Annotated in this window: 10 protein-coding genes, 1 pseudogene and 1 riboswitch; of the genes and pseudogenes, 6 read left to right on the top strand and 5 right to left on the bottom strand. The window is 60.3% G+C overall.

Features of this window, described 5'->3' with window-relative positions:
* Positions 1-13: 13 nt before the first annotated feature.
* A pseudogene (locus tag ACI77I_RS09415) lies at positions 14-1,294 on the bottom strand (HAMP domain-containing protein); the annotation flags it as partial.
* A 226-nt stretch (positions 1,295-1,520) separates the two neighbouring features.
* Between ACI77I_RS09415 and ACI77I_RS09420 the strand changes: the two are divergent.
* On the top strand, positions 1,521-2,339 hold the full coding sequence (locus ACI77I_RS09420) for a M48 family metalloprotease (protein WP_406997369.1): 819 nt from the start codon (positions 1,521-1,523) through the stop codon (positions 2,337-2,339).
* Positions 2,340-2,462: 123 nt separating this feature from the next.
* Here ACI77I_RS09420 and ACI77I_RS09425 read toward each other — a convergent pair whose 3' ends face one another.
* The 3 genes from ACI77I_RS09425 to ACI77I_RS09435 all read right to left on the bottom strand — a co-directional run bounded on the left by ACI77I_RS09425 (position 2,463) and on the right by ACI77I_RS09435 (position 5,302).
* The gene (locus ACI77I_RS09425; protein WP_004372026.1) at positions 2,463-3,047 is read right to left on the bottom strand and encodes a TMEM165/GDT1 family protein; all 585 of its coding nucleotides are present in this window, start codon (positions 3,045-3,047) and stop codon (positions 2,463-2,465) included.
* Positions 3,048-3,136: 89 nt separating this feature from the next.
* Positions 3,137-3,256: riboswitch (yybP-ykoY riboswitch) on the bottom strand.
* 51 nt (positions 3,257-3,307) lie between these two features.
* Entirely contained in the window at positions 3,308-4,306 is a 999-nt protein-coding gene (locus tag ACI77I_RS09430) for a class I SAM-dependent methyltransferase (protein ID WP_263274523.1), read from the bottom strand.
* Positions 4,307-4,336: 30 nt separating this feature from the next.
* Entirely contained in the window at positions 4,337-5,302 is a 966-nt protein-coding gene (locus ACI77I_RS09435; RefSeq protein ID WP_094953015.1) for a 2-hydroxyacid dehydrogenase, read from the bottom strand.
* 84 nt (positions 5,303-5,386) lie between these two features.
* On the opposite strand from ACI77I_RS09435, the gene ACI77I_RS09440 reads away from it, so the two are divergent.
* Positions 5,387-6,019 (top strand): LysE family translocator, encoded by a 633-nt coding sequence (locus tag ACI77I_RS09440; protein WP_406997370.1) that lies wholly within the window; start codon positions 5,387-5,389, stop codon positions 6,017-6,019.
* 277 nt (positions 6,020-6,296) lie between these two features.
* Here the strand turns inward: ACI77I_RS09440 and ACI77I_RS09445 are convergent, their stop codons facing one another.
* On the bottom strand, positions 6,297-6,737 hold the full coding sequence (locus tag ACI77I_RS09445) for a hypothetical protein (protein WP_242154488.1): 441 nt from the start codon (positions 6,735-6,737) through the stop codon (positions 6,297-6,299).
* Positions 6,738-7,487: 750 nt separating this feature from the next.
* Here ACI77I_RS09445 and ACI77I_RS09450 point away from each other — a divergent pair.
* The 4 genes from ACI77I_RS09450 to ACI77I_RS09465 all read left to right on the top strand — a co-directional run bounded on the left by ACI77I_RS09450 (position 7,488) and on the right by ACI77I_RS09465 (position 15,786).
* Complete coding sequence (locus tag ACI77I_RS09450; protein WP_094953686.1) at positions 7,488-9,170, top strand: fatty acid--CoA ligase; 1,683 nt, start codon at positions 7,488-7,490, stop codon at positions 9,168-9,170.
* A 333-nt stretch (positions 9,171-9,503) separates the two neighbouring features.
* Positions 9,504-11,363, top strand: a complete 1,860-nt coding sequence (locus tag ACI77I_RS09455) for a DUF1302 domain-containing protein (RefSeq protein ID WP_094953687.1) — start codon at positions 9,504-9,506, stop codon at positions 11,361-11,363.
* Positions 11,364-11,406: 43 nt separating this feature from the next.
* A complete protein-coding gene (locus ACI77I_RS09460; RefSeq protein WP_094953688.1) occupies positions 11,407-12,771 on the top strand; it encodes a DUF1329 domain-containing protein in 1,365 nt (454 codons plus the stop codon).
* 285 nt (positions 12,772-13,056) lie between these two features.
* Positions 13,057-15,786, top strand: coding sequence for a LuxR C-terminal-related transcriptional regulator (locus ACI77I_RS09465; RefSeq protein WP_094953689.1), 2,730 nt, complete (start codon positions 13,057-13,059; stop codon positions 15,784-15,786).
* The last annotated feature ends 88 nt before the right edge of the window (positions 15,787-15,874 follow it).

Below are 15,874 nucleotides of genomic sequence, written 5' to 3' on the forward strand. Positions count from 1 at the left end.
CCTGCAGCTTGATCAGGAAGGTATTGAAGCCCGTGGCAATCGCGCCCAGTTCATCGGCGCGGTCGCTGGTCAGGCGGCGCGTCAGGTCGCCTTCGCCTTGGGCGATGTCGTTGAGCATGGCCACCATTTGCTTGAGCGGGCGGGCGATGCCGTGGCCCACCAGCCAGATCACCAGCAAGCCGATGCCAGCGATCAACAGGCCAACCATGGCCATGCCGAAGGTGTCGGTTTTGCGCTGGGCTTGCAGGTCACTTTGCAGTTTCTGCGAGTCGGCCATTACTGCACTCAGCGGCAGTTGCATCATCAAGGTCCAGCGCGCTTCAGCCTGGCCGATGTTGAAGGGCAGGAACAGCACGATATGCCCGTGTTCCTTGTCGATGTCGTAGCGCACTTCGCCGACTTTCAACTGACCGAGGTTCGCCAGCTCGTTACTGTCGAGCAGGTCGGTGGCTTTTTCACCGAGCTGGCTGGCGTCCTTGGTGTAGGCCACCAGGCGACCGTTACTGGAGATCAGCGCCAGCTCGCCGGCGCCGTCATAGAGGTTCTGGTCGGCGCGGGTGAGCATGTCCTGGATGAAATTGACTGACAGGTCGGCGCCGACGATGCCCTGGAAGGCGCCGTCAATCATGATCGGTTCGATAAACGAGGCCAGCATCACCATCGCATTGCCGACCTTATACGGTGCCGGGTCGATGGCGCAGGGCTTCTTGCTCTCTTTGGAGCACAGGTAGTACTCGCTGGCGCGCACGCCGGTAGCGAGGATGTTCTGGTCGTTGACGTCGGCGAGTTTATCCAGGCCCAGGCTGCCATCAGCGTTGCGGTACCACCACGGCAGAAAGCGCCCGTCGGCGGCCATGCCGACAATCGGCGTGTTGACGTAGGCGGCGTCGTTATGGTCAATCGCATTGGGCTCCCAGCCGATATAAGCGCCAAGGATTTTCGGGTTGCGCACGACGGTCTCGTGCAGCAGGTTGATCAGTTGTTCGCGCCCGACCTGCAGCGCCGGTTCGCCCTTGGCGTCTTTCATGCCGAGCAGGGCGTTGGCGGTGGCCAGGCCTTTGGCGGTCACCAGGGGTGCTTCCAATTCGCGCTGGATCAGCGTGGCCTGGGTTTGCGCCAACGCTGTGAGGCGCTGCTCGATGACCTGCTCAAACTGCGCCTGGGTGCGGTCCTGCACCAGTTCCTGGGTGCGCGCGCCGGCAAACACGGCGTAGAGCACCAACACGGCAACCACACTCAGCACGATGGCGCCGGTCAGTGCTGCGACAGAAAACTGAATCGACTTGAATTTCATGAAGGCTCCGGGCGCAGGGGCAGAGGGCTGCCTTCTTGTATCGGCCGCGGGCTCGGGAGGCTTAAGGGTGGGCCGGTAAAAGAGCGCCGGATGTCGCAAATGGGCTGTTCGCCGCCGCAGTGGGCGTGTGGGGCGTATCTGAAAATCTGCGGTTACACGTCTTGTGTATCTGGCGCAGATACATTTGACCGCCTACGATACGCGCCAGGATTCTAGGGAGAGCGTCATGAAAAAATCATTGGCAGTAAGCGTACTCAGTGCAGCGATGCTGCTGGCCGGTTGTCAGTCGGTCAATACCACCAGCGGCGGTGCCGTTGGGGTAGAGCGCAAGCAGTACATGTTCAGCATGCTGTCGAGCCAAGAAGTCGACCAGATGTATGCCCAGTCCTACCAGCAAACGCTGGGTGAGGCGAGCGGCAAAGGCATGCTCGACAAGACCAGCGCCAACGCCAAGCGCGTGCAGGCGATTGCCAAGCGTCTGATCGCCCAGGCACCGACGTTCCGCCCGGATGCGGCGCAGTGGAAGTGGGAAGTGAACCTGATCAAAAGCGATGAGATGAACGCCAATTGCGGGCCTGGCGGCAAGATCTTTGTGTACAGCGCGTTGATCGACAACCTCAAGCTCACCGATGACGAACTGGCTGCGGTGATGGGCCATGAAATCGCCCACGCCTTGCGCGAGCACGGGCGTGAGGCCATGTCCAAGGCCTACGGCATCCAGATGGCCAAGCAGGGCGCCGGTGCCTTGTTCGGTTTGGGTCAGGACAGCCTGGCGTTGGCCGATACCGTGGCCAACTACGGCATGACCTTGCCCAACAGTCGCGCCAATGAAAACGAAGCGGACCTGATCGGCTTGGAGCTGTCGGCCCGGGCTGGTTATAACCCGAACGCGGCCATCACGTTGTGGAACAAGATGGCCAAGGCTTCGGAAGGTGCGCCACCGGAGTTCATGAGCACACACCCGGCTTCCGACAGCCGAATCGCCTCGTTGCAGGCGGCGATTTCGAAGGTGATGCCGCTTTACCAGCAGGCCAAAAAGTCCTGATTGATCGTTCCCACGCTCTGCGTGGGAATGCCGCTCTGGACGCTCTGCGTCCGCTCTTAAAAGCGTGACGCAGAGCGTCACAGAATGCATTCCCACGCGGAGCGTGGGAATGATCAGGCCGGGCTAGATCCAGCCGCTGCTTTGCATGGCTTTGTACACCGCAACAATCGCCAGGATGAAGAACGCCGTAGCCGCCAGTCGACGAATCAAGGTCAACGGCAGTTTTTCCGCCGCGAAATTCCCCGCCAGAACCACCGGCACGTTGGCAATCAGCATGCCCAAGGTGGTGCCGATAATCACCAGCCACAGCTCAGGGTATTGCGCCGCCAGCATCACCGTGGCGATCTGCGTCTTGTCACCGATTTCTGCAAGGAAGAACGCAATCAGCGTGGTCAGGAACGGGCCGAACTTGCGCGTGGTACTGGCTTCGTCATCGTCGAGTTTGTCCGGCACCAAGGTCCATAGCGCCGTGGCACAGAAGCTTGCCGCGAGGATCCAATGCAACACTGCATCCGAGAAGAAACTGCCGAACCAGGCCCCGACGGCACCGGCGGCCGCATGGTTGGCCAGGGTCGCGGCGACGATGCCGGCGATGATCGGCCAAGGTTTGCGAAAGCGTGCGGCAAGGATGAGCGCGAGCAGCTGCGTCTTGTCGCCGATTTCGGCCAAGGCAACGATTGCGGTAGGTACGAGTAATGAATCCAGCATCAGGTAAGTTTCCAGGGGCGGGTCGACACGGCTATGACACGTACAGCCTTCCCGCCCCGGGTAAGGTGTGCGTGTCATAGGTCTTGTCAAACCCCGGTCCGTCTGTGCGGACTCCTGGGTCGCATACGCCATGGTCTGTTGACCAAGTATGTTGACGTATGCCGGACGAGCATGGCGCTCGTGGGAGACTACTCCCCTAGGACGGAGCGGATTTTGCCTAGGCAAAACCCATTCGGCAAGCCTTCTTTTTCAAAAAACTATCAGCCGCGTTTGGCACGATAAATGCGAAAACCATTGCCTTCGGCCTTGATTGCGCACACGCCCAAGTGCTCTTCGATCAGGGGTTGGTACTTGAGGAAACTGTTGGCGACCAAGCGCAGTTCGCCGCCTTTTGCCAGGTGTTTCGCCGCTTTTCGCAGCAAGTTTTCCGTGGCGAAATAATCCGTATGCACGCCGACATGGAACGGTGGGTTGCTCAAAATCGCGTTCAAACCCATCGGCGCGGCGTCGATGCCGTCACCGGTCAACACCTCGGCTTCCAGGCCATTGGCTGCCAAGGTCAGGCGACTGCTGGCGGCAGCAAAGGCATCCACGTCCAGCAGGGTCACCGTGTTATGCGGGTAGCGACGCTTGACCGCAGCTCCCAGCACGCCGGCGCCGCAGCCAAAGTCCAACAAATGCCCACTGGGCAGCTTGTCCAGATGCTCAAGCAACAGCTCGGTGCCGCGATCCAGGCGACCATGGCTGAACACGCCTGGCAGGCTCACCACCTTGAGCGGCCCTTCGGCCAATGGCACGTCGAACACTTGCGCCAGGCTTTCCAGCTCGACCGCTTGCGGGGCGTTGGCCACGGTGACTTGCCACAGCTGGCAATGCCGCGCGTTATCGAGCTTGCGTGGCTTGCCGAACGGGATCATCTGCTTGGCGGCGCTTTCGATACCGCCTTTTTTCTCGCCGACCAGATACAGCTCGGCGCCGGGCAGGCGCGCGGCCACGGCATTGAGCAGGTAGTCGGTGAGGTCCTTGGACTTGGGCAGGAAAATCACCGCCGCATCAAACCCACGCTCGGGCACGTTCACGCCGAACTGGCTGCGCTCAGGGAAGCGCGCATCGAGCGCCGCCTGGTCGCCGGCATGCCAGCTCCAGCCGTGGGCATTGGGCAGGCGGCCGAGCAAGTCGTCGGCGGGCAACCCTACCAGCAGCAGGTTGCCTTGAAAAAGTTCGGCCTGACGAAGCAGTACTTCACTGCGCGGATCCATGGTCTGCTCCTTGAAAAGGGGCGCAGTTTATCAACTGACGACGCGCAGCGGGGCGCCGCTGAAAAAGGTCCGGGCGTTTTCTGCCAATTGGCCGACGATGCGCTGCCGCGCTTCGCGGCTGCCCCAGGCGTTGTGCGGCGTGACGATCAAGCGAGGAATGTCGCCGGCCAGCAGTGGGTTGCCATTCACTGGCGGTTCCACGCTCAGCACATCGGTGGCCGCGCCGCCCAGATGGCCGCTGCGCAAGGCGTCTGCCAGCGCCTGTTCGTTGATCAAACCGCCGCGCGCGGTGTTGACGATAAATGCGCCGGGTTTGAGCAGTGCCAATTCGCGAGCGCCGATAAAGTCGCGGGTGTGTTCATTGAGCGGGCAGTGCAGGGTCAGCGCATCGACCTGCGCGAGCAGTTCATCCAGCGGCACGCGGTCGGCGCGGGCAGGGCGCCCTGGAATCGCGCCGAGCACCACGCGCATGCCAAAGGCTTCGGCCAGGCGTGCGACGGCGCTGCCCAGTTCGCCGTGGCCGAGCAGGCCAAGGGTTTTACCTTGCAGCTCGACAATCGGGTAGTCCAGCAGGCAGAACTGCTTGGCCTCTTGCCATTTGCCGGCGGCGACCTCTCGTTGATAGTCGTTCAAGCGTGTCGCCAGGTTGAGCAACAGCATGATCGTGTGCTGCGCCACCGACGGCGTGCCGTAGCCCTGGCAGTTGCTCACGGTGATGCCCAGGGCGCGGGCGGCCGCGAGGTCGATGTTGTTGGTGCCGGTGGCCGACACCAGGATCAGCTTGAGTTCGGGGCAGGCCTGCAGGGTCTCGGCGTTGAGCGCGATCTTGTTGCTGATCGCCACCTGGGCGCCTTGCAGGCGTTCGATCACGTTCTGCGCCGTGGTGTGCGCGTACAGTTGCAGGTCGCTGAAGCTGTTGCGCAATGCGCTGAGGTCGAGGTCCCCCAGGTCCAGGGACGGGTGATCAAGGAAGACGGCGCGGCGATTGTTCGTCATCAACTGTACCTTTTGCGACAGGGTTCGAAGGCGTAATCTGCCGAGCCTATCAGATGAAATAATCCGTTACTTAATGGAGTGAGTATGTACGCCGCCGAGTTTTTGACCGTAGCCTTGATTCACTTGTTGGCGGTGGCCAGCCCTGGCCCGGATTTCGCCGTGGTGGTGCGCGAGAGTGTTACCCATGGCCGCCGCGCCGGGACTTGGACGGCGCTCGGCGTCGGTTCGGCGATTTTCCTGCACGTGGGTTACTCGTTGCTCGGTATTGGCTTGATCGTGTCGCAGTCCATCGTGCTGTTCAATGCGCTGAAATGGGCGGCAGCGGCCTACCTGCTGTACATCGGCTTCAAGGCCTTGCGCGCGCAGCCGGCCAAGCCTGTTGCCGAGGGCGAGTTGCACCGTGAAGTGGGCGAACGCACCCCGCGCGGGGCATTTACCGCAGGGTTTGTGACCAATGGCTTGAACCCCAAGGCCACGCTGTTCTTCCTGTCGCTGTTTACCGTGGTGATCAACCCGCACACGCCGCTGGCGATCCAGGCCGGTTACGGCCTGTACCTGGCGGTGGCGACGGCATTGTGGTTTTGCATGGTGGCGATGTTGTTCAGCCAGCAGCGGGTGCGTGTTGGTTTTGCGCGGATGGGGCATTGGTTCGATCGGACGATGGGCGCGGTGCTGATTGCGATTGGCGTGAAGCTGGCGTTTACCAGTATGAAATAACGATTATCAGGTAATGGTTTCGAGGGGGCGTTCCAGTTTTCGGCTTCTTTCTGCAACTTTTGCCATAGGCGCTTGCCGGTCAGCAAGGGCTCTTCGACACGGGTGAGTCGCGTAAGCGGTTGCTTATTAGCTATTTTGCCGTATTCGGATCACGCTCAGCGCCAGCATCCGCCCAGCTTCTATTAGCAGAACGTAAAAAAGGCCCGCTGGGGAGGCGGGCCTTAAATGTTGCAATCACCAGATAATTTGTAACTTTGCTGTAGTGCTTTGTACCTGCTTAGTTGATGCTGCGGATGTTGCCTTTGTTGCCTTTGACGATAACGCTCACTTTCTTGAAGATGAAGTAGTTTTCTTCGGTTACTTCGTAGCGCGGTGCGACAATCATGTCGGCACCTGAGGCTTTAACTGCTTTAAATGCAGCAGCAGATTTAACCGAGCTTACTGGGTCCAGACCCAGGCCACCCAAGGAACCACCGGTGTCGCCGCCGTAGCTAACGCCGTCAGCAAACTGGCTGTCGCCACCGAACTTCAGAACACCGAACAGAATGTTGACCGAGGAAGCGCCGGAGATGGCTTCGCCAACCGCGATGTCTGCTTTTAAAGAGGTCTTGACCTGGCTGTCGATAGGCGAAGAAGGTTGGCTTGCGTTGTAGCTCACGCAACCACTGGCGGCGGCAATGAGCGTGGAGAGTGCGACGAATTTAAACAGCATTTTCACGACGATGTTTCCTTACTATCTGATCAGAGAAGGCACCTGTTGCCGGTGGCAAGCTCGGGCTATTAAGTGAGTTTTAAGAGTAGTCATTATGGGGTAGTAGTTAAATAGGAGGATTCTTAGAATGTGTTTTTTATTCTCGCGTGTTGCGCGCAGCTATGAAAAATAAAATGCGAGATTTATTTGTCTGAATGATGGTTCGCGATAACGGGAAATACTGAGGTTTTCATCGCTTTTTATGCTCCCATTGTTTAATGGTTCCCGTGCCATAAAACGATGCAACGGATAAACATCAAAAAAACGTCGTCTTTCCAAGCGCTAACATTTTTCTTAACGTCTTTCCGCTCTTCATCGTTATTTCGCCGCTGTGGTTGGTTGTGCGCTTGCAGGCGGGCAGTTCGCGAGTGCTATTAAGGGGCGGGATGACAGACGCGCGGTTGGTTTTTCAGGCGTTTTCATTCTCTTGTTGTTGTTGTTTGTATTGGCGCGGAACCTGCGCAGCAAAATCTGCAGCATCGACCGTTGAAAGCTGAGGGTGTGGAGAATACGAATTTACTGTCGGAGGCAGCCGGAATGAGAGTGGTCGATAGCAGGAAACTCCCCACATTAGATCGCCGTAAGATCCAGGCGATGGCAAAAGGCTAGTAATTGATGGAGTCTCTAAATCATTCCTTTGGCTGATTTAGCTGACACATAAGCGCTCTACAGTGCTGGTCTTCAAGCCACGACCGTGCAGTCAGATAAGGGATTAGTATGTTGCAGACCCGTGTTATCCCACCCGCCGAAGGCGCTTACCAATACCCACTGTTGATCAAACGCCTGCTGATGTCCGGGGCGCGCTACGAGAAGACCCGGGAAATCATCTACCGCGACAAACTGCGTTACACCTACCCGACCCTGATCGAGCGCGTTGCGCGCTTGGCCAATGTGCTGACCGAAGCCGGGGTCAAGGCCGGTGACACTGTCGCCGTGATGGACTGGGACAGCCACCGTTACCTGGAGTGCATGTTCGCCATCCCGATGATCGGCGCGGTGATCCATACCATCAACGTGCGCCTCTCGCCGGAACAGATTCTCTACACCATGAACCACGCCGAGGACCGCTTTGTGCTGGTCAACAGTGAGTTCGTGGGGCTCTACCAGGCCATTGCCGGGCAACTCACCACCGTCGACAAGACTTTGCTGCTCACCGACGGCGACGCCAAGACCGCCGAGCTGCCCAACTTGGTCGGCGAGTACGAAACCCTGCTGGCGGCCGCCAGCCCCAAGTACGACTTCCAGGACTTCGACGAACATTCCGTCGCCACCACCTTCTACACCACCGGCACCACCGGTAACCCCAAGGGCGTGTACTTCACCCACCGCCAGCTGGTGCTGCACACCATGGGCGTGGCGACCATCATGGGCAGCGTCGACAGCGTGCGCCTGCTAGGCACCAACGACGTATACATGCCGATCACGCCGATGTTCCACGTACACGCCTGGGGCCTGCCGTACGTGGCGACCATGCTCGGTTTGAAACAGGTCTACCCCGGCCGCTACGACCCGGAATACCTGGTGGAGTTGTGGCGCAAGGAAAAGGTCACCTTCTCCCACTGCGTGCCGACCATCCTGCAAATGGTGCTCAATGCCAAGGCTGCCCAAGACGTGGATTTTGGCGGCTGGAAAATCGTCATCGGCGGCAGCGCGCTGAATCGCACGTTGTACGAAGCGTCCAAGGCGCGTGGCATTCAACTGACCGCCGCGTACGGCATGTCCGAGACCGGGCCGCTGGTGTCCTGCGCCCACCTCAACGAAGAACTGATGGCCGGCACCGAAGACGAGCGCACCACCTACCGCATCAAGGCCGGCGTGCCTGGGCCGTTGGTGGAAGCGGCGATTGTCGACGCCGAGGGTCACTTCCTGCCCGCCGACGGCGAGTCCCAGGGGGAGCTGGTGCTGCGTGCACCGTGGCTGACCGAGGGCTATTACAACGAGCCGCAAAAGGGCGCCGAGCTGTGGGAAGGCGGCTGGATGCACACTGGCGACGTGGCCACCCTCGACGCGTTTGGCGTGATCGATATTCGTGACCGCATCAAGGACGTGATCAAGACGGGCGGCGAGTGGATCTCCTCCCTGGCCCTCGAGGACCTGGTCAGCCGTCACCCGGCGGTACGCGAAGTAGCGGTGGTGGGCATCGCCGACCCGCAGTGGGGCGAGCGCCCGTTTGCGCTGCTGGTGGTGCGTGATGGCCATGTGATAGGTGCTCGCGAGCTCAAGGAACACCTCAAGCCTTTTGTCGAGCTGGGCCATTTGAGCAAGTGGGCGATTCCGAGCCAGATCGCCGTTGTTACTGAAATTCCCAAGACCAGCGTAGGAAAACTCGACAAAAAACGTATCCGCATCGACATCATTGAATGGCAGGCCAACAACAGCACCTTCCTCTCGACCCTGTGATGCCCCTCGCCGCGCCCGTTCGGGCGCGGCAATGCTCTATCTCGCGCCTTCACTTGTGATTTGCCAATTTTCAGCCATCCTTGCCTCGCCGGCCTTCGTCGGCGTGGCGAAAGGACTGTGGCAGACGGGTTGGTGATGCAAATCACACTTTAGAGGGATCAAGCGGTACCCCCTGCTGGCTATAGTCCCTCTCAGAGTTTTTCAAGGATGTTGCGCTTCGAGCCAAGGGGGCTCGGTTGCCGTTCGGCATTGGAATCTTTGTATTCCGGCCGGTACATGCATCCAGAAGACAGAACTCACTGCCATAACAATAATGCACATGGAGTAGCGTCGATGACCTCAGTAAACCAGTTCTGGCGCCGGGCAAGACTGCCCCTGGCCGTCAGTCTCGCTTCTACGCTCGCCGGGCCCGCATTCGGCGTCAGTTTCAACATCGGTGAAATCGAAGGTAGCTTTGACTCATCCCTGTCGGTGGGGGCGAGTTGGTCGACTGCCGGTCGCAATAAAGACCTGATCGGTGCCAACAACGGTGGCAAGGGGCTTTCGCAAACCTCCGACGACGGCCGCCTGAACTTCGACAAGGGTGATGCCTTTTCGAAGATCTTCAAGGGTATCCATGACCTTGAGTTGAAATACGGCGATACCGGCATCTTTGTGCGTGGCAAGTACTGGTATGACTTTGCGCTGCAGAACGAAGACCTCGACTTCAAAAACGTCAGCAACGACAACCGTAAAGAGGGCGCCAAGTCCTCTGGCGGGCAGATTCTCGATGCTTTCGTCTACCACAACTACACCATCGCCGATCAGCCGGGTAACGTGCGTCTTGGCAAGCAGGTAGTGAGCTGGGGCGAAAGTACCTTTATTGGCGGCGGTATCAACTCGATCAACCCGATCGACGTGTCTGCGTTCCGTCGCCCGGGCGCTGAGATCAAGGAAGGCTTGATTCCGGTCAATATGTTCTACGTGTCCCAGACCCTGACCGACAACCTCTCCGCAGAGGCGTTCTACCAGTTGGAGTGGGACCAGACCGTGGTGGATAACTGCGGTACGTTCTTCTCCCAGCCGGACGTGATTGCCGACGGTTGCAGTAACAACCTGCGGGTCTTGAACAAACGTTCCACCATTCCTGGCGCGGCCTTGCCAACCCTTAACGCGCTCGGCGTCGATGTGAACAACGAAGGCGTGCTGGTACGTCGCGGCGGTGACCGTGATGCACGCGACAGCGGCCAGTTCGGCGTGGCCATGCACTACAACTTCGAGCCGCTGGACACTGAGTTCGGCGCGTACTTCATGAACTACCACAGCCGTGCGCCGATCTTCAGCGCGACAGGTGCGCCAAACTCGGCCTACACCCGTCCGCTGGGACCACTGGCGGCATTGCGTCCGTTGATTGTGGCGGGCAGCTCCCAGTACTTCGTCGAGTACCCGGAAGATATCCGCTTGTATGGCTTGAGCTTCTCCACCACGTTGCCGACCGGCACCGCCTGGAGTGGTGAATTGAGCTACCGGCCAAACGCGCCGGTACAGCTGAGCACCACCGATATTCTGTATGCGGGCGTCACGCCGATTCCGGGCTTTGGCAATGCTTCGGTGCTCAAGGGCAGGCCGGGGCAGGACCTGCACGGCTACAACCGTAAGGAAGTCACCCAGTTCCAGACCACCTTCACGCACTTCTTCGACCAGGTTATGGGCGCCACCCGCCTGACCACCGTGGGTGAAATCGGCGTGACTCATGTAGGCGGCTTGGAGAGCAGAGACAAGGCGCGCTACGGGCGTGATCCGGTCTTCGGTCCCGGCAGCCTGCCTGGCGGCTTCTGTAACGGGCTGAACAATTCGACCGGTCAAGGTGCAGGCCTGCCCAATGCGTCCGGCCTGAACACCAACTGCAACAACGATGGCTATACCACGGCTACGTCCTGGGGTTACCGCGCCCGGGCGATCTGGGAATACCCGGACACGTTTGCCGGTGTAAACCTCAAGCCTAGCGTGGCCTGGTCCCACGACGTCAAAGGTTACTCGCCGGGCCCTGGCGGCAACTTCGAAGAAGGTCGCAAGGCTGTCAGCCTGGGTGTCGATGCCGAGTATCAAAACACCTATACCGTTGGCCTGAACTACACCAACTTCTTTGGTGGCAAGTTCAGCACCGTGGACGATCGTGACTTTATCGCCTTGAGCGCAGGCATGAACTTCTAAGCACACTCTCTTTAAGCAGTCTGTTTTCAGGAAGAACCAGAACATGAAAATAACTAAAAGTCTGTTGCACGTGGGTGTGCTTGGGCTGTCGATCCTGGCGGGTAGCGTCATGGCGGCAGTCTCGGCGGATGAAGCCGCCAAGCTGGGCACGAGCCTGACCCCGATGGGCGCTGAAATGGCCGGTAACGCAGCCGGCACCATCCCGAAATGGTCGCCACTGCCCACCAATGCCGGTGCCGTGGATGCCCGGGGTTTCCTGGCCAACCCGTATGCCAGCGAACAACCGCAGTTCACCATCACCGCGCAGAACGTCGAGCAGTACAAAGACAAGCTGGCGCCGGGGCAGTACGCGATGTTCAAGCGTTACCCGGACACCTTCAAGATGCCGGTCTACCCGACCCATCGCGGCGCCACGGTGCCGGCTGATGTGTTCGCCGCCATCAAGAAGAACGCCACCAACACCAACCTGGTGTCCGGCGGTAACGGCCTGGAAAACTTCGAAACCGCGATTCCGTTCCCGATCCCGAAAAGCGGCGTGGAAGTCATCTGGAACCACATCACCCGCTATCGCGGCGGCAGCGTGACCCGTCTGGTCACCCAAGCCACCCCGCAAACCAACGGCTCGTACAGCCTGGTGTACTTCCGCGACCAGTTCGTGTTCCGCGACAAAATGAAGGACTACGACCCGAAAAACCCGGGCAACGTGCTGTTCTACTTCAAGCAGCAAGTGACCGCGCCGGCACGTCTGGCCGGTGGTGTGCTGCTGGTGCACGAAACCCTGGACCAGGTGAAAGAGCCGCGTTCGGCGTGGGTCTACAACGCCGGCCAGCGCCGTGTGCGTCGGGCGCCGCAAGTGTCCTATGACGGGCCGGGTACTGCGGCCGACGGCCTGCGTACGTCCGACAACCTCGACATGTACAACGGTGCACCGGACCGCTACGACTGGAAGCTGGAAGGCAAGAAAGAAATCTACATCGCCTCCAACAGCTACAAGATCGACGATCCAAAGCTCAAGTACGCTGACATCATCAAGGCCGGCCACATCAACCAGGACTTGGCTCGCTACGAGCTGCGCCGCGTCTGGCACGTGGTCGCCACCTTGAAGGAAGGCCAGCGCCACATCTACGCCAAGCGTGACTTCTTCATCGACGAAGACACCTGGCAAGCGGCGGTGATCGACCACTACGACGGCCGTGGCCAATTGTGGCGCGTTGCTGAAGCGCATGCCGAGAACTACTACGACAAGCAAGTGCCGTGGTACGCCATCGAAACCCTCTACGACCTGCAGTCCGGCCGCTACCTGGCCCTGGGCATGAAGAACGAAGAGAAACAGGCGTATGACTTCGGCTTCACCGCCAGCACCAGCGACTTCACCCCAGCGGCCTTGCGCCAGGATGGTGTTCGCTAAGCAGCACTCGCTCGACAATGTGGGAGCTGGCTTGTGTAAAGCTGGCTTGTGTGGGAGTCGGGCTTGCCCGCGATGCAGGCGCCTCGGTGTATCAGTTACACCGAGTTGATGCTATCGCAGGCAAGCCAGCTCCCACACAAGCCAGCCTTGTGCAAGGCAGCTCCCACATTTTTTGTCGCAGTTCTTTTTCAGTCAAATGTTGCAAAGATCTACAAACCCGCCGCTTTTACCGCTAGTCTGCGGACATCTGCAATGCCGACAACAGCCTTCTACAAGAGCCCGGCGATGACTGATTTGTCCCGAATCCAAGGGCCTGCAAGCGCGGTAATTCCGACCCTGGAAGCGCGCTTCTACAGGCCACCTTTGCCTGACGGCTATGTGCTGCGCCCGCGCCTGTGCGAACGGCTGAGTGCGGGCCTTGCGGGGCGATTGTTATTGGTCAGTGCCCCGGCCGGGTTCGGCAAGAGTTCGTTGGCGGTGGAGTTCTGCCAGAGTTTGCCGGCGCATTGGCAAAGCCTGTGGCTGGGCCTGAGCCCACGGGACAACGACCCGGGCCGTTTCCTCGAGCGCCTGCTCGACGGTTTGCAACAGTACTTCCCGCAACTCGGTGCCCAATCCTTGGGCCTGCTGAAAATGCGCCAGCGTCACCAACCCTTTGCCTTTGAAGAATGGCTCGACGGCCTGCTCGATGAGCTGACGTTGCACCTGTCCACGCGCGCGCCATTATTGCTGGTGCTGGATGACTACCATCTGGCCCAGGGCCCGGTGCTGGATCGCTGCCTGCAGTTTTTCCTCAATCACTTGCCCGATGGGCTGGTGGTCATGGTCACCAGCCGCCAGCGCCCCGACTGGCACCTGGCACGGCTGCGGCTGTCGCGGCACCTGCTGGAGCTGCACGAACAAGACCTGCGCCTGACCCATGACGAATCGCTGGCCGTGCTGGATCGGCACAGCAGCTCGTTGCGCGGCGAGGCCCTGGACAACTTGATCCGGCGCAGTGAAGGTTGGGTGGCCGGCCTGCGTTTCTGGTTGTTGGCCATCGCCGAAGCCGGCAATGAAAGCGCGCTGCCGCAAAGCCTGCACGGTGGCGAAGGGCTGATTCGTGATTACCTGCTCGAAGAAGTCATCGACTGCCTGCCGGTTGAGGTTCAAGCCTTCCTGTACGACACCGCGCCTCAGGATCGTTTTTGCAGCGAATTGTGCGACGCCGTGCGCGAAGCCCACGACAGCGCTGAGATCCTGCGCTACTTGCAGGCCCACCAAGTGTTTCTGGTGCCGCTGGACGAACAAGGCCACTGGTACCGTTATCACCACCTGTTTTCCGATTTGCTGCGCACCCGCCGAGCGAGCAATGCCACCTTGCCGATTGCCAGCCTGCACCTGCGGGCTTGCCGCTGGTTCAACGCCCAGGGCTTGATCGACGAAGCGGTGGAGCAGGCGTTGCGCGCCGGCCACCTCGATGTGGCCGCCAACTTGGTGCAGAACCTGTCGGAGGAGCAACTGCTCGCCGAGCAGAATGTCGGCATGCTTCTGCGCTGGAAGATGGACTTGCCCGACAGCCTGCTGATCAGCACGCCGCGCTTGATCGTGCTGTACAGCTGGGCCTTGGGGCTGGCCTGCCAGTTGGATGCGGCCGAAGAGTTGTCCGGCTACCTCAGCCGCTTCCTGCCGGCGCCGTCGGCCACCGCGCAAAAGTCGATGCTGGCCCAATGGCTGGCGCTGAGCGGGATCATCGCCCGTGGGCGTGGCGACCGCGAGCTGACCCAGCGTTATTGCAGCGAGGCCTTGGAAAGCCTGCCGCACAAACGCTACGGCCAGCGCCTGATGTGCCTGTCGACCCTGTCCAACCTGGCCATCGTCGATGCCGACCTGTGGCGCGCCCGTGGTTTGAATCGCGAATCCTTGGAGCTGGCGCAACGCGTCGGCAACCCGTTGTTTGAAGCACTGGCCCATTACGACCGCGCGCGAGTGTTGCAGGCGCGCGGCGAAATCCTGCGTTCCCTGGACGAAGTGCGCCAAGGCCTGCAACGCCTGCACGGCCTTGCGCCTCAGCGGCTATACGCCGTGCGCGCGCGGTTGTCGCTCTACGAAGGCTACTTGCTGCTGGTGCGCTATCAGCCCGAAGCCGGCCTGGCGCGTTTGCGTGCCGGTTTGAGCGAGGCCCGCGCCTGTCGGGATATCAGCGTGTTGATCGGGCACTGCGTGATCGCCAGCTTTGAAGGGCGGCGCGGTGATTTCCCCAAAGCCTTCGCCGAACTCGCCGAAGCCGAGCGCTTGATGCATATCTGGGACGTGCCGCCGATCTACTACCTGGCGATGATCACGCTGATCAAATGCGAATTGTGGCTGGCCCAAGGCCGTACCGACCTTGCCGACGCCTGGCTGACCCGCCTGGGGCAGACCTACAACGGCGAGCACGCCGCTGCCGCGCCTGAGTTTCATCCACATTTGCCGCAACACATCGGGCTGCAACAGGCGGCGTTGGATGCGATTCGTCATCAACCGGCGGCGGCCCTGCAACGCCTCGAAGAGCTGGCGCAGCAGGCGCACAACAGCGGGCGCCAGATGATTGCCTTGATGGCCCTGACCCAACAGGCGCATTTACTGCTGGAGTGTGGCCAGGAAGCCAAGGCGCGGCCGATCGTGGCCCAGGCGCTTGAGGCGGGCGCCGGCGGCGCACTGCAACCGTTCCAGCGCCTGCTGGAAGGCTACCCGGACTGGATGCGCGAACAACTGCGCAAAGACCCGCACGGTTTGTTGAGCCAGAGCCTGTTGGCGCTGCTGCCGGTGGTGGCTGCTGTCGAGACCTCGCCCACTCACGAAACCCTCAGCACCCGCGAGTTGGCGGTGCTGCAACTGATCGCCCAAGGCTGCTCAAACCAGGAGATCAGCAATCAGTTGTTCATCTCCCTGCACACGGTGAAAACCCACGCCAGCCACATCAACAGCAAGCTGGGCGTGGAGCGCCGCACCCAGGCGGTGGCGCGGGCCAAGTCGATGGGCTTGCTGGTCTGATAGCCGATCTGCTTTCCTGTGGGCGCTGGCTTGCCTGCGATGGCATCAACGCTGTGTGCCTGATGTCTCCAGTCGTCCGTATCGCAGC

Source organism: Pseudomonas sp. D47 (assembly GCF_045447305.1).
GTDB lineage: Bacteria > Pseudomonadota > Gammaproteobacteria > Pseudomonadales > Pseudomonadaceae > Aquipseudomonas.

Bases quoted from the DNA above. Each gene is read 5' to 3' on its own strand.
- ACI77I_RS09460 (WP_094953688.1), top strand. From the start codon at position 11,407: ATGAAAATAACTAAAAGTCTGTTGCACGTGGGTGTGCTTGGGCTGTCG.
- ACI77I_RS09440 (WP_406997370.1), top strand. From the start codon at position 5,387: ATGTACGCCGCCGAGTTTTTGACCGTAGCCTTGATTCACTTGTTGGCG.
- ACI77I_RS09435 (WP_094953015.1), bottom strand. From the start codon at position 5,302: ATGACGAACAATCGCCGCGCCGTCTTCCTTGATCACCCGTCCCTGGAC.
- ACI77I_RS09455 (WP_094953687.1), top strand. From the start codon at position 9,504: ATGACCTCAGTAAACCAGTTCTGGCGCCGGGCAAGACTGCCCCTGGCC.
- ACI77I_RS09465 (WP_094953689.1), top strand. From the start codon at position 13,057: ATGACTGATTTGTCCCGAATCCAAGGGCCTGCAAGCGCGGTAATTCCG.
- ACI77I_RS09430 (WP_263274523.1), bottom strand. From the start codon at position 4,306: ATGGATCCGCGCAGTGAAGTACTGCTTCGTCAGGCCGAACTTTTTCAA.
- ACI77I_RS09450 (WP_094953686.1), top strand. From the start codon at position 7,488: ATGTTGCAGACCCGTGTTATCCCACCCGCCGAAGGCGCTTACCAATAC.
- ACI77I_RS09420 (WP_406997369.1), top strand. From the start codon at position 1,521: ATGAAAAAATCATTGGCAGTAAGCGTACTCAGTGCAGCGATGCTGCTG.
- ACI77I_RS09425 (WP_004372026.1), bottom strand. From the start codon at position 3,047: ATGCTGGATTCATTACTCGTACCTACCGCAATCGTTGCCTTGGCCGAA.